Raw genomic sequence first — 20992 nt, 5'->3', positions numbered from 1 at the left:
GCCTGCGTACCCCCCGCAAGCAATCTGCGCTTGCACACAATAACTGTGGACCAGCTTGTGGATAACCCGTGCGCCAACAGGCCGAAGGCCACGCCGTACAAGGGCCTGACGCAACTGGTGATTTTTCGTACAGCCCACCACGAGGCGCTCGGCACCACAGTGCATTATCCTCAATATCCTTCTTCGAACCGATCACGGAGCGCATCCAAATGGCTAACGCAAAAACCGCACTCATCATCGGCGCCTCGCGCGGGCTAGGCCTGGGCCTGGTGCAACGCCTCCAGGAAGACGGCTGGAACATCACCGCCACCGTGCGCAACCCGCAGCAGCCCGGCGCCCTGGCGGACGTGCCCGGCGTGCGCATCGAACAGCTGGAAATGAACGACACGGCCCAGCTCGATGGCCTCAAGCAACGCCTGCAAGACCAAGTCTTCGACCTGGTGTTCATCAACGCCGGGGTCATGGGGCCTCTGCCGCAAGACCTGGAGACAGTGCAGAACAAGGACATCGGCGACCTTTTCATGACCAACGCCGTGGCGCCAATCCGCGTGGCCCGCCGCCTGGTCGGTCAGGTACGCGAAAGCAGCGGCGTGCTGGCCTTCATGAGCTCGATCCTCGGCAGCGTGACCATCCCCGATGGCGGCGAAATCTGCCTGTACAAGGCCAGCAAAGCGGCCCTGAACTCGATGATCAACAGCTTCGTCGTCGAGCAACAACGCCCCGACCTGTGCGTGCTGGCCATGCACCCGGGCTGGGTGAAAACCGACATGGGCGGTGAAAACGCCGAGATCGACGTGCTGACCAGCACCCGCGGCATGCTTGAACAGATCAAGGCGCAAAGCGGCAACGGCGGCCTGCGCTTCATCAACTACAAGGGCGAACCCTTGGTCTGGTGATTCACCAGGTCGCAGCCTGGCCGGGCGCAATGCCCGGCAAGGCTCTGTAGAATGGCGGCAACCGTACCTGATTGAGATGACCCACCATGTATGACTGGTTGAACGCCCTGCCCAAGGCCGAACTGCACCTGCACCTGGAAGGCTCGCTGGAGCCCGAGCTGCTGTTCGCCCTGGCCGAGCGCAACAAGATCGCCCTGCCCTGGGCCGATGTGGAGACCTTGCGCGGTGCCTATGCCTTCAACAACCTGCAGGAGTTCCTCGACCTGTATTACCAAGGCGCCGACGTGCTGCGCACCGAGCAGGACTTCTACGACCTGACCTGGGCCTACCTGCAACGCTGCAAGGCGCAGAACGTGATCCACACCGAACCGTTCTTCGACCCACAGACCCACACCGACCGCGGCATCCCCTTCGAGGTGGTGCTCAACGGCATCAACCAGGCGTTGAAGGACGGTCGCGAGCAACTGGGCATCAGCAGTGGCCTGATCCTCAGCTTCCTGCGCCACCTCAGCGAAGATGAAGCACAGAAAACCCTCGACCAGGCCCTGCCATTCCGCGATGCGTTCATCGCCGTTGGCCTGGACAGCTCGGAAATGGGGCACCCACCGAGCAAGTTCCAGCGAGTGTTCGACCGCGCCCGCAGCGAAGGCCTGGTCGCCGTTGCCCATGCCGGCGAGGAAGGCCCGCCCGAGTACATCTGGGAAGCCCTGGACCTGCTGAAGGTCAAGCGTATCGACCACGGTGTGCGCGCCATCGAGGACGAGCGCCTGATGCAGCGCATCATCGACGAGCAGATCCCGCTCACGGTGTGCCCGCTGTCGAACACCAAGCTGTGCGTGTTCGACCACATGAGCCAACACAACATCCTCGAGATGCTCGAGCGCGGCGTGAAGGTCACGGTCAACTCTGACGACCCGGCCTACTTCGGCGGCTATGTCACCGAAAACTTCCACGCCCTGTACACCCATTTGGGCATGACCGAAGACCAGGCCCGTCGACTGGCCCAGAACAGCCTGGATGCCCGGCTGGCCTGAATGACCTGACGGCGACATATCTGTGGCGCCGTCAACCTACCTGCAACGTCGGCACGCGGGCAATGCGATTGATCTGCTGGATACCCAACGCAGAAATATGCAATGCCCGCGAGTCCTCGGCCTCGCGCATCCAGCCAGATTGCAGGAACAGCCGGAACAAGGCCTGCCCCAGCACGCCGCCCAGGTGCGGCCCCTGGTCGTTCCACTCGGTGCAGCGGCAGATCACGCAGCCACGTTGCTGGTGCGGCGCCAAGGCATCGATGTAGACCCCGACCAAAGCCAGCTGCGTCCGCCCCTCTTCGCTTACCATCAACTGCCGACCACTACCCTCCAGCCAGCCGGCCACCACCAGACGGTGATACAGCTCACCGGCCAGTTCCCCACCCAGGTGATCGCCACAGCGACGCGCCCTGCGTATCGACATGGGCAGCGGTGATACCGGTGCCTTGGCCCGCTCCCCCCTGGCACTCTCCAACTGGACACTGGCCAGGGCCTCCACCGCTGCCCCGACTTGCGGGGTGGCCAGCCGGAAGTAGCGCTTGCGCCCCCGCGCTTCGTGCCGGAGCAAACCGGCCGACGACAACAACGAAAGATGAGCGCAGGCCGATGACGAGGTCAGGCCTGTCATTACCGCGAGCTCGTTGGCCAGCCGCGGCGTACCATCGATCAATGCCCACAACATGGCACTGCGCTTGGGGTCGGCCATCAGGCTGGCAATCTGGCTGATACTGCTGGCTGCGTTCATGTCCCTGTAACTCCCTGCAAGTTCACTGTGTGGATGCGATGGCCACCCTTGGCAGGGAAGCGCCTCTCGCTGGCACTGGCCTGGTTCGCCAGTATAAGCCGCAAAAAACGCCATTCAGGCAGCGCCGCGCAGTGGTGCCACAGGCAAAATACCACTGGGTATGCCTACCCATGGCAAGCAGTGAAGCAGTGCGTGAAAGCTGCCCGGACCGCGTGGGCAAGCAGCCCGGCACACATGGCAGGAGCCCGGGAACGACAGGCGGAAAAAACACCGGATGCAACTTCGGACGCGGCCGACAACCAATTTCCACAAGTAGCGCAAGCCAAAGCGAAGGTTCCACGTGCTTGCGGGCATTGCACCCCAAGCAGGAAAAAACATGTAGAAAACATTCTTGCCGACCGTCAGTCAGGACACTGATGCAGGTCATGGCGGGCAGAAGGTGCAGCGCTACACTTCATCCGCTCTCCCCCTTTGGAGGTATGCCGCGATGAAAATTGTCGTCAGTGCGTCGAGCCGAAACCCCGCTTGCCCCTGGCAGGTCCAGCTCGATCAACACGTGGTCAGTTTCCGCAGCGAGGCCGAGGCGCGTGCCTTCGTCGCCACGCTGGAAACCCGCCTGCATGCACCTCACCCGCTTATGCGGGAGCCTTGGCCGGCAAGCGTCGGGTCAGCAGCGCGACACTGACCACCAGCGCCCCGCACAGGCTGATCACCAGCGCCATCGGTACCGCACTGCCATCATGCAGCAGCCCGACCAGCGCTGCTGCGCCGGCGGCAACGCTGAACTGCAGGCAGCCCATCAGCGCCGAGGCACTGCCGGCCCGCGCCCCCTGCCCGCTCATGGCACAGGCAGAGGCGTTGGGGATGATGCAGCCAAGGCTGGAGATGCAGACGAACAGCGGTACCAGCAGTGGCCACAGCTGTGTTGGCCGCATTGCCGCCACGGCCAGCAACACCAAGCCCGCAGCCAGGTACAGCCACACCGCACGCGCCAACAGAAACGCCGGCCCGCGCTTGGCCAGCAAGCGTGCATTCACCTGCGCCACCAGGATGAAGCCGGCGGCATTGGTGCCGAACAACCAGCCGTAATGCTCGGCCGGCACGCCGTAGAGCTTGATGAACACGAAAGGTGAACCGGCGATGTAGGCAAACATGCCGGCGATGGCGATACCACCGGTCAGGGCATGGCCGACGAACACCCGGTCAGCGAACAGACGCAAGTATTGGCGCATGGCGCCAGACAGCGGTTGCCGCGGTATGTGCTCGGGCAGGCTTTCCGGCAGGCCCAGGCTGACCGCCAGCAGGCAGCCGGCACTGAACAGGCTCAGGGCGAGGAAGATCGATTGCCAGCCGGCCACGTTCACCAGCACCCCGCCCAGCATCGGTGCCAGGATTGGCGCCAGGCCCATGACTAGCATCAGCTGCGAGAACCCTTTGGCCGAGGCCACCGGGTCGCACTTGTCACTGACGATGGCCCGCGAAAGCACCATCCCGGCGCAACCGCCCAACGCCTGGACAAACCGCGCCAGCACCAGGGTATCGAGGTTGGGGGCATAGGCACAGGCCAGTGACGCCAGGGTGAACAGGGTCACCCCGAACATCAGCGGCTTGCGTCGGCCAAAGCGGTCAGCCACCGGCCCGTAGGCCAGTTGCCCGATGGACAGGCCAAGGAAGTAGGCGGCCAAAGTGGCCTGGACGTGTTTTTCATCGGTGGCGAACGCCTGCGCCATGGCCGGGAAAGCAGGCAGGTAGAAGTCGATCGCCAAGGGCCCGAACGCACTGAGTGCGCCCAGGATGAGCACCATTCGCAGGTTCATCAGGAATCCATAGCAGGCTAAGCAAGTGCTCGATTCTACCTGCTGCGGGCCCTATCGACATGAAAACATTTGCAACAATACAGGCCCTGGCGCGGCCCCTGTAGGAGCGGCCTTGTGTCGCGATGGGCCGCAAAGCGGCCCCAGCAAGTCATGCATCGATGCCAATATCCTGGGGCCGCCTTGCGGCCCATCGCGACACAAGGCCGCTCCTACAGAGTTCAGCGCATAGCCTGATCAGGCTACGTCGGCCTGATAACCCTCATCGCGAATGGCCGTGAGGATCTGCTCCTGAGCCAACTCGCTCTGCACCCGTACCTGCCTGGCCGCCAGATCGACCTCCACCTTGGCCGCGGCATCCTGTTCCTGCACCGCCCGGGTCACGGCTTTCACGCAATGGCCACAGGTCATGCCTTGTACATTGAACACTTGCATGGGGGTTACCTCCTTCGGGTTTTCCACAAGTCTCAAGCTTGCCATCGGGGCAAGGTCAAGACTTGCCGACACCAGCCGGGGTGGAAATCCGCGCGCGCGTCGGCCAAGCTGCGCCTTTGATGATCAGGCAAGCAGGAGATTCTTCATGTTCAGGGCAGCATTGGGCGTCGTCGGGCTATTGAGCACGCTGGCTGCAGTGCCACCGGCCAGCGCCGAGGGCAACTCGGACTACAGCGTGCTGATCATTTCCCGGGAGCGTCTGGAAGTGGCCACCAGTTGCGAAATCGGCATCTACCTCAACGACCAGCTCTCCGGGCGCGTGTTCCAGGAGCAGTCCACCTCGTTCAACCTGCCGCCCGGCCCGGTGGACGTGCGCCTGCGCCTGCTGCCCGGGCAAATGCCCGGCTGCGCCCCGGGTGTCGAGGACCAACGCAGCACACGACTGGACCTGCAGGCGGGCCAGATCAACAAATACCGCATCGCCATGGGGCAATATGGGCTGGAGTTGAAGCGAGCCGGCCTGGGCTATTGACCTTACCTGCGTGGCAAGGTTGATGCTGGAGGCCTGTCCAAGGAGGAGAGCCATGCCCGCATCCACCACATACGACCTGCCGATCTCCGGCATGACCTGCGCCAGTTGTGCCGGCCGGGTCGAACGCGCCCTGCGCAAGGTCACCGGCACTGAACAGGTCAGCGTCAACCTCGCCACCGAACAGGCCCGGGTCCAGGCCCCGGCCAACAGTCTGCCCGCGCTGGTCGAGGCCATACGCGAAGCCGGCTATGGCGTGCCCACCCGCACCGTCGAACTGCAGATTGGCGGCATGACCTGCGCCAGTTGCGTCGGCCGCGTAGAGCGCGCTCTCGGCAAGCTGCCGGGTGTTGAACGGGTCAGCGTCAACCTGGCCAGCGAACGCGCTCACCTCGAAGTGCTCGCGGCCCTCGACGACAACCTGCTGATCGACGCCGTGCAAAAGGCCGGCTACAGCGCCAGCCTGCCGCAAACCGCCAAGGACGACCAGCACGCTGCCCAGCACCGCCTGCGTAACGAACGCCTGGCGGTCGGCGCAGCGTTGCTGCTCGCCCTGCCGCTGGTGGTACCAATGGTGGTGCAGCCGTTTGGCGTGCACTGGATGTTGCCAGCGTGGGTGCAGTTCCTGCTGGCCACACCGGTGCAGTTCATTCTCGGCGCGCGGTTCTACGTGGCCGCCTGGAAAGCCGTGCGCGCCGGGACTGGCAACATGGACCTGCTGGTAGCCCTGGGCACCAGCGCCGGCTACGGCCTGAGCCTGTACCAGTGGGCGCAAGCCCCCGCCGGCATGGCCCCTCACCTGTACTTCGAAGCTTCGGCCGTGGTGATTGCCCTGGTGCTGCTGGGCAAGTACCTGGAAAGCCGTGCCAAGCGCCAGACTGCCAGCGCCATCCGTGCCCTCGAAGCCCTTCGCCCGGAACGGGCCGTGCGCCTGGTCGATGGCCAGGAAGAGGACGTGGCCATTGCACAACTGCGCCTCGGCGACCTGGTACTGGTCAAACCCGGCGAGCGCTTCCCGGTCGATGGCGTGGTGGAAGACGGCAGCAGCCATGCCGATGAAGCCTTGATCAGCGGCGAGAGCCTGCCGATGCCCAAGCAGCCAGGGGACAGGGTCACCGGTGGCGCCATCAACGGCGAAGGCCGGCTGCTGGTACGCACCCAGGCACTGGGTACCGAAACCGTGCTGGCACGCATCATCCGCCTGGTGGAAGACGCCCAGGCGGCCAAGGCACCGATCCAGAAGCTGGTCGACCGGGTCAGCCAGGTATTCGTCCCGGCCGTGCTGGTACTGGCGCTGATCACCCTGGTCGGTTGGTGGCTGGCTGGCGCGCCACTGGAAACCGCGCTGATCAATGCCGTCGCGGTACTGGTCATCGCCTGCCCCTGCGCCCTCGGCCTGGCCACACCCGCCGCGATCATGGCCGGCACCGGGGTCGCCGCCCGCCATGGCATCCTGATCAAGGACGCCGAAGCCCTGGAGCGCGCCCATGCGGTCAACCGTGTGGTGTTCGACAAGACCGGCACCCTCACCTCCGGCAGCCCGCGCGTTGTCCACAGCCAGGCGCAGGTGGGCAGCAGCGCCGACCTGCACCGCCTGGCCGGTGCCCTGCAGCGCGGCAGCGAACACCCGCTGGCCAAGGCGGTACTGGATGCCTGTGCCGAACAGGGCCTGGACGTGCCTGGCGTTGCTGACAGCCAGTCGCTGACCGGGCGTGGTATTGCCGGGCGTGTGGAAGGCCGCGAGTTGGCCCTGGGCAACCGCCGCCTGCTCGATGAAAGCGCCCTGCCACCCGGCGACCTGGCCGCCAAGGCCCAGGCCTGGGAAGCCGAGGGGCGCACCCTGTCATGGCTTATCGAACGCGGCGCGCAGCCGCGTGTGCTGGGCCTGTTCGCCTTTGGTGACAGCCTCAAGCCCGGCGCCGCGCAGGCGATCGATACCCTGCACGCGCAACACATCAGCAGCCACCTGCTGACCGGCGACAACCGCGGCAGCGCCAAAGTGGTGGCCGATGCCCTGGGCATCGACGACGTGCATGCCGAAGTGCTGCCGGCCGACAAGGCCGCGACCGTGACTGCACTCAAGCAGGATGGCGTGGTCGCCATGGTCGGGGATGGCATCAATGATGCGCCGGCGCTGGCCGCCGCCGATATCGGCATTGCCATGGGCGGCGGTACCGATGTGGCCATGCAGGCCGCCGGCATCACCCTGATGCGCGGCGACCCACGCCTGGTACCGGCCGCCCTGGAGATCAGCCGCAAGACCTATGCGAAGATCCGCCAGAACCTGTTCTGGGCGTTCATCTATAACCTGATCGGCATCCCGCTGGCCGCGCTGGGTTACCTCAACCCGGTACTGGCCGGCGCCGCCATGGCCCTGTCCAGCGTCAGCGTGGTGAGCAACGCGCTGTGGCTCAAGGCGTGGAAACCCACCAGCAACACCCAGGAGGCCCCATGAACATAGGCCAGGCCGCCCGCCGCAGCGGGCTCAGCACCAAGATGATCCGTTACTACGAGTCCATCGGCCTGCTCAAACCCGCCACGCGCAGTGACAGCGGCTACCGCCTTTACCAGGCGGAAGACTTGCACAGCCTGGCCTTCATCAAGCGCTCCCGCGACCTGGGCTTTTCCCTTGAGGAGGTCGGCAAGCTGTTGACCTTGTGGCAGGACCGCCAGCGTGCCAGCGCCGATGTGAAAGCGCTGGCCATGCAACACATCGATGAGCTGAACCGGCGCATTGAAGAGCTGGTGAACCTGCGCGACACCCTTGGCGAACTGGTATCGCATTGCCAGGGAGACGAGCGCCCGGACTGCCCGATCCTCAAGGATCTGGCCAATGGCTCTGCTAATGGCTGCTGTCACTGAGCCACCCGCAACGTTTGGTATGCCATATACGTCCAAACACGACCGAATAGTCACCAACTGCGACTTTATCCAATAAATACGGGCGTTTTCCTACATTAAACCCGGATGCTGCCGATGCAATTGTTACCTGCCTCGTGTGTCGAAAATAACAAATCCGGGAGCGTCGATGAGCATCAAACAGAAACTGACCTGGGCATTCGCGGTCATCGCCGGCTTGCCCATAATCCTTGTGGCCACCTTGGTGGTCCTCAACCTGCGTGGCGAAGCCCGCGACGGATTCCTCGATGGCAGCAGCCGGGAAATCCGCCAGGTCAGCAACGCGATGAACATCTTCTTCCAGGGCATCAACCAGAATGTCGAGTACCTGGCTGCGCAGCCGATGGTCGCCGCCACGGGTAGCGAACTGAACAAGTACATGAGCGCAACCCCGTCCAACGAATTGGGCGACCAGGCCAACAAGCTGCTGGAGTTCATGACCCGCCTGGCCACCACGCATCCCAGCTATGCGTACCTGTCCTACGGGGTGAATGACGGTGGCTATGTCGGCTGGCCGGCCGGGCAGAAGTTCGTCAATTACGACCCGCGCACCCGCCCCTGGTACCAATTGGCAATGGCCAACCCTGGCAAGACCTTGCGTACCGGCGCCTACTACTGGGCTGCCGACGACGCCGTGCTGGTCAGCACCGTGCGCACCGTCGCCAACCAACTGGGCAACCCTGGTGGCGTGGTCAACGTCGACGTCTCGCTCAAAGGCCTTACCGAGATCGTCCAGCAGATCAAGCTGGGCGAAAGCGGCTACGTGCTACTGGTGGAAAACAACGGCAACGTACTGGTCGACCCTCGTGACGCCAAGCATAACTTCAAGCAACTGGCGAGCTTTGGCGACGGGTACGCCGAGCTGGCCAAGCACGGCAAGGGGCTGGCCGAAGTGGAACTGAATGGCGTGCGCTACATGGCCAACATCTACCCGGACGAACAGCTGGGCTGGACCCTGATCGGCCTGATCGAACAAAGCGAAGTGATGCAGACCACCACCCGCCTGACTTGGCTGATCGGCGTGGTGGCCCTGGTACTGGCCGCGCTGTTCGCCGTGGTCGGTGCCACCTTCGCCAAGCTGATCGTACGCCCGATCAACGGCGTCACCAGCGGCCTGGAAGATATCGCCCAGGGCGAGGGCGACCTGACCCGCAACCTGGAGATCCGTGGCCGCGACGAAACAGCGCAACTGGCCAGCTGGTTCAACCAGTTCCTCGGTGCCATTCGCAGCCTGATCCAGCACATCGGGGCTGCCGCCAGCAAGATACTCAGCACCTCCAGCAGCTCGACCCGCGTTTCCAGCGACATGGCCGAAGCCGCAGGCCGCCAGCGCGAAGCGGTGGACATGGTCTCTACCGCCTTCCACGAAATGGTCGCCACCGCCAACGAAGTGGCACGTTCCTGCAGCCAGGCGGCACAGTCGGCCGACAGCGGCCAGCAGCAGGCCCGCGAAGGCCAGCAGCAAATCGATGCCGCGGTACATAGCGTTGACCGCCTGAGCCAGGAGATAGAACAGTCGGCGCAGTCGATCCAGCAGCTGGAGCGTGACAGCAACGCCATCCAGTCGATCCTCGGCACCATCCGCTCGATTGCCGAGCAAACCAACCTGCTGGCACTCAACGCCGCCATCGAAGCGGCCCGTGCCGGCGAGCAGGGCCGTGGCTTTGCCGTGGTTGCCGACGAAGTGCGGGCGCTGGCCAAGCGCACTGCCGACTCCACCGCCGAGATCGACGGCCTGCTGGGCAACCTGGCCAGCCGCACTGCCGAGGTTGCCGCACAGATGCACGCCAGCCTGGAGGTTTCGCAGCAGTCGGTGAGCCGCATCGGCCTGGCCCGTGACAGCTTCGGGCAGATCCGCGAGTCGGTGGATGTGATCCGCGACATGAACACCCAGATTGCCACGGCGGCCGAAGAGCAGCACCAGGTGGCCGAAGACATCAACCGGCACATCAGCCAGATTCATGGCGATGCGCAGCTGGTGGCCGAACTGGCCCAAGCGGCGCGGATGGATTCGGAGAGCCTGGCCGGGTTGTCCAATGAGCTGGATGCACTGGTGCGCAGGTTCCGTACCTGATGTTTTGCCTGCCCCGGCCTAATCGCCGGCAAGCCGGCTCCCACAGGTACTGCACAGGCCCTGAGTGCAGTGGGATCCTGTGGGAGCTGGCTTGCCGGCGATAAGGCCGGTGCAGGCAAACAATGCCTGATTGCCTAAAGCTTCAATTCCCCCGGCGTCGCGCCGAACAATTGCTTGAACGCCGCAATGTAAGCCGAGGTGGAGTCATACCCACACCCCAACGCCGCCTCGGTCACACTCTCCCCGGCCTCCAGCAGCGCCAGCGACGACAACAGCCGCATACGCTGCCGCCAGTTGCGAAAACTCAAGCCCGTCTCCCGCTGGAACAGCCGCATCAGCGTCTTCTCCGAGCAACCCAACTCTCGCGCCCACTGCTGCAAGGTCTGCGACTGGTCCGGTGCAGCGATCAGACCATTGCACAGCGCCAGCAACCCCGGGTGCCGTGGCAGTGGCAACGAAAAGCCGACTTCGGGCAGCATGCGCAACTGGTCGAGCAGCACCGCCACCAGCCGCGCCTCGGCACTGTCACCCTCCGGGTAGTCTGCCGGGAACAGGCAGAACTGCTTGATAAGTTCGCGCGCCAACGGGGTCACTTCCAGTACCCGGCATTGCTCCGGGGCCCACGGGCAGGCATCCCGGCGCACGTAAAGGCTGCGCATTTCGGCCTGCATTGAGGTGACCACTTCGTGTTCGGCATCGGCTGGTATCCATACGCCCCACTGGGGCGGGGCGAAGTAGCTGCCTTCCTGTGTATACACCCCGAGGACGCCGCTGATGGCGTAGGAGAACTGCACCCAGTCGTGCTGGTGGCGGGTGGTCCAGGAGCCGGCGCCAAGGCTTTCGGCTCGTGCATAGAGCGGCCTGGGCAGGTGGTCCAGCGCCGGAATGGGGCGGGGGTGTCCGATGATGGGCATGGTGGTTTCTTTTAGTTCTGACCAGACAAGCCTAACAGCTCAGCGCTCGACGATGACGGTCACCCCCTGCCCGCCCGCAGCGCAGATCGATATCAACCCCCGCCCCTTCCCCGACCTCGCCAGCAGCTTGGCCAGGTTGGCCAATATCCGCCCCCCGGTCGCGGCAAACGGGTGCCCGGCCGCCAGCGAACTGCCCTTGACGTTGAGCTTGCTGCGGTCAATCGCCCCGAGCGGCGCATCCAGCCCCAGCCGTTCGCGGCAATAATCGGCATCTTCCCAGGCCTTGAGCGTGCACAGCACCTGGGCAGCAAAGGCTTCGTGAATCTCGTAATAGTCAAAGTCCTGCAGCGTCAGGCCATTGCGCGCCAACAGCCGCGGCACCGCATACACCGGCGCCATCAACAGCCCTTCGCGACCAGTAACGAAATCCACCGCAGCGGTTTCACCATCGACCAGATAGGCCAGCACCGACAGCCCCTGCTGCTCGGCCCATTCCTCGCTGCCCAGCAACACCAGCGAAGCACCATCGGTCAGCGGTGTGGAGTTGCCCGCCGTCAGCGTGCCCTGCCCGCTGCGGTCGAAGGCTGGCTTGAGCTTGGCCAATTGTTCCAGCGTCAGGTCGGGGCGCAGGTTGTTATCACGGGTCAACGACAGAAACGGCGTCAGCAAGTCATCCTGCCAACCTTCGGCGTACGCGGCAGCCAGCGCCTGGTGGCTGAGCAGCGCCAGCTCGTCCTGTTCGGCACGGCCAATGCGCCAGGCCTGGGCCATGCGTTCGCAATGCTCGCCCATCGACAACCCGGTGCGCGGCTCGCCGTTGCGCGGCAATTCGGGTTTCAGGTGGTGAGGGCGCAGCTTGAGGAATGGCTTGAGCCGCTCGCCCAGGCTTTTGCCACGGTTGGCCTGCAGCAAGATGTGGCGCAGGCCTTCGTTTACCGCAATCGGCGCATCGGAGGTGGTGTCCACGCCGCCGGCAATCCCGCAGTCGATCTGCCCCAGGGCAATCTTGTTGGCCACCAGCAGCGCTGCCTCCAGCCCGGTGCCGCAGGCTTGCTGGATGTCGTAGGCCGGCGTCTGCGGCGACAGCCGCGAGCCCAGCACGCACTCCCGGGTCAGGTTCATGTCACGCGAGTGCTTGAGCACCGCACCGGCCACCACTTCCCCCATGCGCAACCCATGCAGGCGGTAGCGTTCGATCAGCCCTTCGAGGGCGACGGTTAGCATCGCCTGGTTGCTGGCCGTGGCGTAGGCGCCATTGGAACGGGCGAAGGGAATTCGGTTGCCGCCCAGGATCGCGACCCGGCGAAGTGAACGCATGCGCTTGTTCCTCCTGAAACAATTTGATCCGTACAGCCTAGGTGTTTTTGCCGCATTCGAACGACCTTGCCACAAAGTTGGTCCACACTTTCAAGCTTGCCTTCCGGGAGACCCACTCATGAGCGATCGCTACCTCGGCTTTGCCAACTCCAACCTCGGCCGCCGCCTTGTGGATGCCCTTGGCCTGCCACGTCCAGCGCCGCTGGAGCGTTGGCAGGCAGGCCGCCTGCGCCCGGTCGAAGGTGCCCTGGTACTGGGTGGCGGGCCACTGGCGAGCCAGGTCGAAGCCATTGCCCCGCGCCTGACCGACACGCTTTACAGCTTCAATACCGACAACCTCCAGGCCGAGGCATGGGTGGCTGGCCTGGGGCCGAAGATCAAGGCCGTGGTATTTGATGCCAGTCACCTGTCCGACAGCGACGCGTTGAAGCAGTTGCGCGAGTTTTTCCAGCCTCTGCTGCGCAGCCTGGCATCGTGCGCCCATGTGGTGTTGCTGGGCCGCGCGCCAGAAAACCTCGACGACCCGTTGGCCAGCATTGCCCAACGAGCCCTGGAAGGCTTCAGCCGCTCGCTGGCCAAGGAACTGCGCAACGGTGCGACCACGCAGTTGCTGTATGTCGGCCCCGGCGCGGAGGACCAGCTGGAAGGCGCCCTGCGCTTCTTCCTCTCGCCCAAGAGCGCCTTCATTTCCGGCCAGGTGCTGCGCCTGCATGCCTGCGCCAGCCAGGTCGAGGACTGGACACGGCCGCTGGCTGGCCGCCGCGCCCTGGTAACCGGGGCCGCACGCGGCATCGGTGCCGCCATTGCCGAAACCCTGGCGCGGGACGGTGCCGACGTACTGCTGCTGGACGTGCCGCAAGCCAGTCAGGACCTCGACGCCCTGGCCGCACGCCTGGGTGGCAAGGCGCTGCCCCTGGACATCTGCGCCGGCGACGCGGCAACGCAACTGCTTGCGGCCCTGCCCGACGGCGTCGACATCGTGGTGCACAACGCCGGTATCACACGCGACAAGACCCTGGCCAACATGACCCCGGAATACTGGGACGCGGTGCTGGCGGTAAACCTCAAGGCACCGCAGGTGCTGACACAGGCGCTGTACGACAACGGCGCCCTGGGTGAAAACGCGCGCATCACCCTGCTGGCCTCGGTCAGCGGTATCGCCGGCAACCGCGGGCAGGCCAACTATGCCGCGAGCAAGGCCGGGCTGATCGGCCTGGCCCAGGCGTGGGCGCCCCGGCTCGCCGAGCGCGGCGGCAGCATCAATGCCGTGGCACCCGGTTTCATCGAAACCCACATGACCGCCGCCATGCCCATGGGCCTGCGCGAGGCCGGGCGACGCTTGAGTTCGCTTGGCCAGGGCGGCCGCCCGCAGGATGTCGCCGAAGCCATCGCCTGGCTCAGCCAGCCGGGCTCCGGTGCAGTCAACGGCCAGGTGCTGCGGGTATGCGGCCAAGCCTTGATGGGGGCCTGAACATGAGCCGACACTGGCACGACCTGCACAGCCCGGCTTCGCGCGCCAGCCTGTACCTGCGCGCGGCAAGCAAGCGCACCATCAGCGGCGACCAGCTGCCGGACGACGGCCTGCGCTGTTTCATTCGCGTCCAGTCGGGCAACCTGGCCGCCTATCGTCGGCTGTGCCACTTCACCGACGATGGCCGCCTGCCGGGTACTTATCCACATGTCATGGCGTTCACGCTGCAGCTGCAGTTGATGACCGCGCCAAACTTCCCCTTCCCGCTGCTCGGCCTGGTGCACCTGCACAACCGCATCGAAGTGATGCGCCCGCTGGGCGGTATCGAAGGGCTGCGCTTTGCGGTGCATGCAGGCAATCTGCAAGCGCATGCCAAGGGCGGCACCTTCGACCTGGTCACCGAAGCCGAAGACGGCATCGGCCTGCTCTGGCGCGAGACCAGCCGCATGCTGGTGCGCGGGCTGAAGCTGGAAAGCCAGGCAGGTGAGCCTGCCGAGGACGAACCGCAAGCGCTGCCAGAGGCGACCCGCTGGTACGCCGACAGCGATATCGGCCGGCGTTATGCCAAGGTCTGCGGGGACTACAACCCGATCCACCTCAGCGCGGCCAGTGCCCGGCTCTTCGGCTTCCCCACGGCCATTGCCCATGGCATGTGGAGCAAGGCCATGGCCCTGGCGGCACTGCGCGGGCACCTGCCGCACAGTGGCTATGCCTTCGAGGTGGATTTCCGCAAGCCGGTGCGGTTGCCATCGGAGGTGGTGCTCGGTGCCAGTGAGGCGGGGGCTACGGGAGAGCTGCGGCTGGATGGGCATGGAGGCATGTTGCATATGGTCGGGCGCTGGGCCCCCCTGTAGGAGCGGCCTTGTGTCGCGATGGGCCGCAAAGCGGCCCCGGCGATGCCAGCGGCGAAGCTGATAATTTGGGGCCGCTTCGCGCCCCATCGCGACACAAGGCCGCTCCTACAGGGACCATGTCTGTCTTGGCGGTATACGCTTGCTTTGCATCGGGCCTGCGCAGAAGCTATGCAGCATTAGGAGACCCCCGATGAACCTGCAAGAACTCACCCAACGCCTGCACCAGATCCGCGACAACAACGACTGGCGCGGCTTTCACAGCCCGAAGAACCTCGCCATGGCCGCCAGTGTCGAAATGGCCGAGCTGGTGGAAATCTTCCAGTGGCTGAACGAAGACCAATCGCGCCAGCTGCCAGCCGATAAGCTGGCCCATGCCGGCCAGGAAATCGGCGATGTGGTGCTCTACCTGTTGCTGCTGTGCAGCGAACTTGGCCTGGACATGGACCAGGTAGTGCGAGCCAAGCTGGCCCACAGCGAGAGGCGCTTCGCCCGATGAACGACCGTCACTTCGATGAGCTGGCTACCCGCTTTGCCGAAAAGATCTACGGCGGCGCCAAGGGCGCGATCCGCCTGGCCGTGCTGCAGGCCGACCTGGCCGAAGCCCTGCCTGACCGCCCGCTGCGCATCCTCGACATCGGTGCCGGGTTGGGTCACATGGCTTTGTGGCTGGCCCAGCGCGGCCACCAGCTGACCCTGGCCGAACCCGCCGCGCCCATGCTCGACGGCGCACGGGCGCGCTTTGCCGAAGCCGGCCAACCGGCCACCTTCATCCAGGCCCCCTGGCAAGACCTGCTTGGCCAGCTGACCGAACCCTACGATCTGGTGCTATGCCACGCCGTACTCGAATGGCTGGCCGAGCCCGAAAGCATCCTGCCGGTGCTGCACCAGCTCACGGCCCCTTCCGGGTGGCTGTCGCTGGCCTTCTACAACCGCGACGCCCTGGTCTATCGCAACCTGCTCAAGGGCCATTTCCGCAAGTTGCGCAGCAACCGGCTGGAAGGTGAAAAGCAGAGCCTGACCCCGCAAAAACCGCTTGATCCACGGGAACTCAGGGCGCAACTTGATCCTATGTGGCAGGTTGAAAGCGAAAGTGGCGTGCGGGTGTTCCACGACTACATGCCCAAGGAATTCCAAGGCAAGGCCGAGCTGCTCGACCTGCTGGAAATGGAACTGGCCTACCGTCGCCACCCCAGCTTCGCCGGGCTCGGCCGCTACCTGCACTGGGTCTGTCGCCCCCGTTGACCTGCCCGCCGGGAGGAATACATGCCGTACCGTCTGTTGTGCCTGGCCGTGCTGCCGCTTGCCCTGGCTGGCTGCCAGGGCAGCAACCCCTACGTGGCCAGCAGCCGCCCGTTACCACCGGCACCGGCCCAGGCGGCCAGCACCTTCGATGCCAGTGCCTACCCGACACCGGCCCGTGATTACGGGCACTACCGTAGCTGGAGCTGGCTCAACGGCCAGTTGCCCAGTGGCTCGGTCGATACCGACCCGGCGCAACTGGCCGATGCCGTCAGCGGCGCACTGGACCAGCATGGCCTGCGTCCCGCCCGGGGCGGCCCCGGCGACTTGCTGGTCAGCGCCGACATACGCCTGGAAAAGCGCTTGCGCCAGGTACGTGACTACGATGCCTACGACCCTTACTACGGCCCGTATCCCTATGGCGGTGTCGGCTATGGCGGCTACCGCCATGGCTATGGGGGCTATGCCAGCGTGCCCATCGTGCGCACCTACGAAGTGCAGGTGATGGTGGTGCGTATCGACCTGTACGACGCCCGCAGCGGCCAGCCGGTATGGAGTGCCAGTGCCGAAAGCGGCAGCGACAAGGACTCGCCGCGTGAACGCGAAAGCGCCCTGCGCGATTCTGTGCACAAGGCGCTCAACGGCTATCCTCCCAGTTGATATCCAACGGAGAACCATCATGTTGCGCCGTCTCGTTCTACTGTCATTCGCGTTGTTGCTCGCCGCCTGCTCCAGCAATAACGTCCAGCAGGATTTCGATGCCAGCCGTGACTTTGCCGCCTACCGCAGCTGGGCATGGCAGGAACCGGGCCTGCAGTACCGCCCGGATGACCCACGAATCAAGAGCGACCTCACCGAGCAACGCATTCACCAGGCAGTTGCAAGCCAACTCGACCAGCGTGGCCTGCGCCCGGTACAAGGCGGCGCCCGGCCGGACGTGACAGTGCGCGCGTACCTGATCGTCGAGCAGCGCCAGCAACAGATCACCACCAACTACGGCGGTGGCTGGGGAGGCTACTGGGGCGGCTACTGGGGTGGCCCGATGTACAACGAAACTCGCAGCGTCGACTACAAGGTCGCCACTATCCAGATCGACCTGTTCGATGGGCGTGACGGCAAGCTGGTGTGGCGCGGCAGTGCCGAGCAGATCATGAACAACTACCCGCCAAGCCCCGAGGAACGCAACAGCGCGATCCAGAACACCGTGACCAAGGTGTTGGCCAACTACCCGCCGGGGAGCAAGAAGTAACACCGAGCGCGGTTATGCAGGCACCGCAGCCCCTGTGGGAGCGGGTTTACCCGCGAAGAAAACAACGCGGTGCATGGCACCGGCTTTGCCGGTGTTCGCGGGTGAACCCGCTCCCACAAGGGTCGCCTGCGAGGCCTGTTTCAACAGCGACAAAATCCATCCCGGCCACGCCTTTTTCCCTCTCCCGCTCCACTCCCCGCAGGTTCCCGTCTATCTTCACTTAAGGAAACCTGACTGACCGGGTAGATGTGTTCAACATTTGGGAAGGGCGACCTGCCAATGCAAAGCATTGTTCTCCTGCTGTGGCTTGCCTTGTGCTCCGAACAGGACGTGCGTCAACGCCAGATATCCAACATGCTCACCCTGGGTGTGGCTGCCTGTGCCCTGGCTTGGCTTTTCGCCACTGGCCGCAGCTGGATCGGCGCCGATGCCAGCGATGCCGGATGGGCGCTGGCCATCGTCATGTTGCTGACCCTGCCCGGCTACATGCTCGGCCGTTTCGGTGCCGATGACGTCAAGCTGATGGGCGCCCTGGCCCTGGCCACCAGCCCGCAATACGTGCTTGGCACCTTCATCGGCGCCGGCGTCAGCGTGCTGCTGTGGCTGCTTACCCGCCGGCGCCTGTGGACGTTGCTCAACCCCAAGGTAAAAAAGCGCTTGCAGGCTTTGACCGAGGAAATGGGTGACAAGCAGGCGTTCGTCCCCTATGTGCTCACCGGTTTTCTTTTGACTGCTGTATGGATCCAGTGAGCAATCTCGTGGTCCGATGGCTGTACAGAATATGTAATTTGTACAAATCCACTACCCCCGACTATTTTTAGTTTGCAGAGCGCTTGGCCCGGGAGCAGGACCGCGTAACGACAGGGAGTTGATCGTGTCCAGAGCATTCAGTGATGTGAAGATATTGGTGGTCGATGACCAACCAGTGATAGTCGAACAATTGTGTGAGTTTCTCGAAACCAAGGGTTACCGCTGCCTGCCGGCCCACTCCACTGACGAAGCCCTGGAACGTTACCTGGCAGACGAGACCATTGGCGTGGTCATCTGTGACCTGCACATGCCTGGTCGTGATGGTATTGAACTGGTCCGCGAACTGAAGATACAAGGCGGGCAGCGCGCGTTCGAGGCCATCATGGTGACCGGTCGAGCGGAGAAGCAGGATGTGATCCGAGCGTTGCGCGAGGGCTTTGCCGATTACTACCAGAAACCCATGGACCTCAATGAACTGCTGGAGGGCGTACGCCGCCAGGAACAGGCCGTGCAGGAGCGCCAGCGCAGCTTCCGCGAGCTGGGCGGGTTGAGCCAGCGTCTGCAAGAGCTGGCAGAGTCGATGGACGAGCTTTACCAGGACCTGCAAAAAGCCCGGGGCCAGGGCATGCACCGGCGTGCCAGCGATGTGGACGAGAGTGAAAGCGAACTGCCAGCGGCGTTCGAGAAGCTGTCGCCACGCCAGCTGGAAGTAGCCCGCCTGGTGGGCAAGGGCCAGACCAACTACCAGATCGCCTGTGAGCTGGGCATTACCGAGAATACCGTGAAGCTGTATGTGTCGCAGGTGCTGCGCCTGACCCACATGCACAACCGCACCCAGCTGGCACTGGCACTGACACCCAGTTCGTCGCCGGTGCATCAGCGGTTTACTACCCATTGAGTGACCGGTAGGCACACCGCTTTTTTGTAGGAGCAGCCTTGCGCTGCGAAAGGGCCCTCATGGCATACAAAAGATTGCGCCTGAAATGGCCTCTTTGCAGCACAAGGCTGCTCCTACAGATCCTCGGTTCACCTGTTACAACTGGATAGCCAGTTTTAACGTCACGCGCGGCGCGCGGTCCAGGCTGTCCAATGCCACATCGGCCAAAGGCTTGGCCACCTCCAGCGCCACATTGAACAAGCGCCCATCGCCCAATCGCACCCCAAGCGCCGCCGAAGCCAGGTGGGCATCCTCCACAGGCCCTCGGTTATGCCATGCCTGCGCCGTGTCCACCACCACATAGGGCTGCACCAACGCCAGCCAGCTGCCGTGCATGCTGTAGTTCACCTCGTAAGCCAAACCCCAGCCCTTGTCGCCGTCCGCCTGGTCGCGCGGGTAGCCACGGCCGAAATTTTGCCCGCCAAATCCCGCACGCTCGCTGTCAGGCAGCTGGTCATCGCTCCAGTACAACGCCCCGGACACCACCCCCTGCCAGTTACCTAGCAACGTGTTGCTCTGCAAGCCGGAAAGCCGCAACCGCAGAAAATCCAGATCGTAGTCGGCATCGCTACGCGCCCCCAGATAATCCAGGCCCTGATAGACCCCGGCGCTGACGATGCGCAAACGGCCCTCTTCCACCTTGCGCCAGTCGCCCTCGAATGACAGCGCACGCACGTAGGTGTCGTAGTCCCGTGCCGATGGCAACCCATCTACCCGGTCCTCGAAGTGCTCACTGACCGAATACACCTGCCCCTGCACCACCATCCATTCATCCGGCCTGACGATCACCGGCTGGCGCAGGCCGATCGCATAGCGATCGCTGTCGCGCTTGCGGGTGATGTCACGGCCATCGTCCAGACGAATCCGCGTGCCGGGTTCGCTGCGGTAGCGCGAAGCCGACAGCAGCAGCTGGCTGCCGCCCGCGTCCAGGTACTGGCTGTAGGCCAGGCGCTGGTAATGCACCTGGTCATCCCCCGGCGGCAGCAACAGGCTGGCCTCGATCTGTTCGGCAAAGCGGGTCTGGGCGTGGCTGGTTGCCGTCAGCAGCGCCTGCGCATCGTCGCGGTTGCCATCAGCAACGATAACAGCAGCGCTGAACGGCTTGCGCTGCGCATGCACAGTCAACCGCGCAGCACCATCAGCGGTTTGCGCCACGGCCAGCTGCGGCTCTATCGTTACCCCCGGCAGGCGCTTGGCCAGGCCCAGGTAGCGCTCCAGCGTTTCTCGGGTCAGCGGGCGCTCGGTGGCAAGCCGCTCCAGCAGCTGATGCAGATAGGCGCCGGCCGGGCCGATATCGCCGTCCACGCGGTAATCACGGATATAACCTTCGACCAGCACCACATTGACCCGGCCATCGGCCACTTCCTGCGGCGGCAGGTAGGCGTACGACAACAGGTAGCCTTCCTGCCGATAGCGCTGGGTCAGGCGCGCGGTGTACTGCTGCAGCTCGCCCAACGTGGTCTGGCGCCCGATCAGCGGTTGGTAGTGTTCGCGCAGGTCGCTCAAGGGGAACACCGTGCCGCCTTCGAAGCGCACTTTATGCAGCACCAGCGGGGTATTCGCAGGCGCCCACGCGGGGCTGTCACCCTCCACCCCAGCCAGCTGCAGGTGAGCGCTGACCGGGCGGTAGGCGTCTATTGGAAGGTTGGCGCTGGGCAGGCGACGTTCGTACTCATGGCTGTCGAGAAAACCCGGCAAAGGCTCGGCATGGGCCGCAAGTGCCCAAGGCAGCAACAATAGGGGCACGGCCAGAGGACGCATAGGGCGCTCCATGTTCCCTGGGGCTGCGTTGCAGCCCTTCGCGGGCGCGCCCGCTCCCACCGAGATCGCGCTTTC

At 64.4% G+C, this 20992-nt stretch carries 21 protein-coding genes and 1 pseudogene; 16 read left to right on the top strand and 6 right to left on the bottom strand.

What is annotated here, in order from left to right; translation table 11 throughout:
• Positions 1-209 precede the first annotated feature (209 nt).
• Positions 210-896 (top strand): SDR family oxidoreductase, encoded by a 687-nt coding sequence (locus GYA95_RS21820; protein WP_015268838.1) that lies wholly within the window; start codon positions 210-212, stop codon positions 894-896.
• A gap of 86 nt (positions 897-982) precedes the next feature.
• On the top strand, positions 983-1930 hold the full coding sequence (locus tag GYA95_RS21815) for an adenosine deaminase (protein ID WP_013970740.1): 948 nt from the start codon (positions 983-985) through the stop codon (positions 1928-1930).
• A 31-nt stretch (positions 1931-1961) separates the two neighbouring features.
• Here the strand turns inward: GYA95_RS21815 and GYA95_RS21810 are convergent, their stop codons facing one another.
• Positions 1962-2675 carry an ArsR/SmtB family transcription factor gene (locus tag GYA95_RS21810; RefSeq protein ID WP_013970739.1) on the bottom strand — a complete coding sequence of 238 codons (714 nt, stop codon included), beginning with the start codon at positions 2673-2675 and terminating at the stop codon, positions 1962-1964.
• A gap of 487 nt (positions 2676-3162) precedes the next feature.
• Here GYA95_RS21810 and GYA95_RS28000 point away from each other — a divergent pair, with 487 nt between their 5' ends.
• On the top strand, positions 3163-3360 hold the full coding sequence (locus GYA95_RS28000) for a hypothetical protein (protein ID WP_015268837.1): 198 nt from the start codon (positions 3163-3165) through the stop codon (positions 3358-3360).
• On the opposite strand, the gene GYA95_RS21805 is transcribed toward GYA95_RS28000, so the two are convergent.
• Together GYA95_RS21805 and GYA95_RS21800 are read right to left on the bottom strand one after the other, a co-directional pair.
• Entirely contained in the window at positions 3311-4492 is a 1182-nt protein-coding gene (locus tag GYA95_RS21805) for a multidrug effflux MFS transporter (protein ID WP_161551492.1), read from the bottom strand. The genes GYA95_RS28000 and GYA95_RS21805 overlap by 50 nt on opposite strands.
• 234 nt (positions 4493-4726) lie before the next feature.
• Positions 4727-4924, bottom strand: coding sequence for a heavy-metal-associated domain-containing protein (locus tag GYA95_RS21800; protein ID WP_015268835.1), 198 nt, complete (start codon positions 4922-4924; stop codon positions 4727-4729).
• 145 nt (positions 4925-5069) lie between these two features.
• Between GYA95_RS21800 and GYA95_RS21795 the strand changes: the two genes are divergently transcribed.
• The 5 genes and pseudogenes from GYA95_RS21795 (at position 5070) to GYA95_RS28390 (ending at position 10425) form a co-directional block, all read left to right on the top strand.
• Positions 5070-5456 carry a hypothetical protein gene (locus GYA95_RS21795; protein WP_015268834.1) on the top strand — a complete coding sequence of 129 codons (387 nt, stop codon included), beginning with the start codon at positions 5070-5072 and terminating at the stop codon, positions 5454-5456.
• A gap of 52 nt (positions 5457-5508) precedes the next feature.
• Positions 5509-7908, top strand: a complete 2400-nt coding sequence (locus GYA95_RS21790; protein WP_015268833.1) for a heavy metal translocating P-type ATPase — start codon at positions 5509-5511, stop codon at positions 7906-7908.
• Complete coding sequence (gene cueR / locus GYA95_RS21785; RefSeq protein WP_015268832.1) at positions 7905-8315, top strand: Cu(I)-responsive transcriptional regulator; 411 nt, start codon at positions 7905-7907, stop codon at positions 8313-8315. Before GYA95_RS21790 ends, cueR begins: the two co-directional genes overlap by 4 nt.
• Positions 8316-8481: 166 nt before the next feature.
• Positions 8482-9567: pseudogene (locus GYA95_RS28395) on the top strand (cache domain-containing sensor histidine kinase); the annotation flags it as partial.
• Positions 9568-9657: 90 nt separating this feature from the next.
• Positions 9658-10425 carry a methyl-accepting chemotaxis protein gene (locus GYA95_RS28390; protein ID WP_371033815.1) on the top strand — a complete coding sequence of 256 codons (768 nt, stop codon included), beginning with the start codon at positions 9658-9660 and terminating at the stop codon, positions 10423-10425.
• A 134-nt stretch (positions 10426-10559) separates the two neighbouring features.
• On the opposite strand, the gene GYA95_RS21775 is transcribed toward GYA95_RS28390, so the two are convergent.
• A complete protein-coding gene (locus GYA95_RS21775) occupies positions 10560-11339 on the bottom strand; it encodes an AraC family transcriptional regulator (protein ID WP_015268830.1) in 780 nt (259 codons plus the stop codon).
• Between the two features lie 39 nt (positions 11340-11378).
• Positions 11379-12656 carry an acetyl-CoA C-acetyltransferase gene (locus tag GYA95_RS21770; protein WP_015268829.1) on the bottom strand — a complete coding sequence of 426 codons (1278 nt, stop codon included), beginning with the start codon at positions 12654-12656 and terminating at the stop codon, positions 11379-11381.
• 118 nt (positions 12657-12774) lie between these two features.
• Between GYA95_RS21770 and GYA95_RS21765 the strand changes: the two genes are divergently transcribed.
• The 8 genes from GYA95_RS21765 to GYA95_RS21730 all read left to right on the top strand — a co-directional run bounded on the left by GYA95_RS21765 (position 12775) and on the right by GYA95_RS21730 (position 19117).
• Positions 12775-14127, top strand: coding sequence for a 3-oxoacyl-ACP reductase (locus GYA95_RS21765; RefSeq protein ID WP_015268828.1), 1353 nt, complete (start codon positions 12775-12777; stop codon positions 14125-14127).
• Positions 14128-14129: 2 nt separating this feature from the next.
• Positions 14130-14981, top strand: coding sequence for a MaoC family dehydratase (locus GYA95_RS21760; RefSeq protein ID WP_015268827.1), 852 nt, complete (start codon positions 14130-14132; stop codon positions 14979-14981).
• A 190-nt stretch (positions 14982-15171) separates the two neighbouring features.
• On the top strand, positions 15172-15477 hold the full coding sequence (locus GYA95_RS21755; RefSeq protein ID WP_161551491.1) for a MazG-like family protein: 306 nt from the start codon (positions 15172-15174) through the stop codon (positions 15475-15477).
• Positions 15474-16223, top strand: a complete 750-nt coding sequence (locus GYA95_RS21750; RefSeq protein WP_015268825.1) for a methyltransferase domain-containing protein — start codon at positions 15474-15476, stop codon at positions 16221-16223. Before GYA95_RS21755 ends, GYA95_RS21750 begins: the two co-directional genes overlap by 4 nt.
• Before the next feature lie 21 nt (positions 16224-16244).
• Complete coding sequence (locus GYA95_RS21745) at positions 16245-16880, top strand: DUF4136 domain-containing protein (protein WP_003257064.1); 636 nt, start codon at positions 16245-16247, stop codon at positions 16878-16880.
• A 19-nt stretch (positions 16881-16899) separates the two neighbouring features.
• Positions 16900-17469, top strand: a complete 570-nt coding sequence (locus GYA95_RS21740; protein WP_015268824.1) for a DUF4136 domain-containing protein — start codon at positions 16900-16902, stop codon at positions 17467-17469.
• 279 nt (positions 17470-17748) lie between these two features.
• The gene (locus GYA95_RS21735; RefSeq protein WP_013970724.1) at positions 17749-18219 is read left to right on the top strand and encodes a prepilin peptidase; all 471 of its coding nucleotides are present in this window, start codon (positions 17749-17751) and stop codon (positions 18217-18219) included.
• Positions 18220-18343: 124 nt separating this feature from the next.
• Positions 18344-19117: a response regulator transcription factor gene (locus GYA95_RS21730; protein WP_015268823.1), complete on the top strand. Its 774-nt coding sequence runs from the start codon at positions 18344-18346 to the stop codon at positions 19115-19117.
• 135 nt (positions 19118-19252) lie between these two features.
• Here the strand turns inward: GYA95_RS21730 and GYA95_RS21725 are convergent, their stop codons facing one another.
• Entirely contained in the window at positions 19253-20917 is a 1665-nt protein-coding gene (locus GYA95_RS21725; protein ID WP_015268822.1) for a ShlB/FhaC/HecB family hemolysin secretion/activation protein, read from the bottom strand.
• Positions 20918-20992: the final 75 nt, after the last annotated feature.

Origin of the sequence: Pseudomonas asiatica (assembly GCF_009932335.1) — a bacterium.
In the GTDB taxonomy this organism is placed as follows: Bacteria; Pseudomonadota; Gammaproteobacteria; order Pseudomonadales; family Pseudomonadaceae; genus Aquipseudomonas; species Aquipseudomonas asiatica.
Note: the sequence above shows the minus strand (reverse complement) of the source record. Positions and strands in the feature narration are given on the sequence as shown.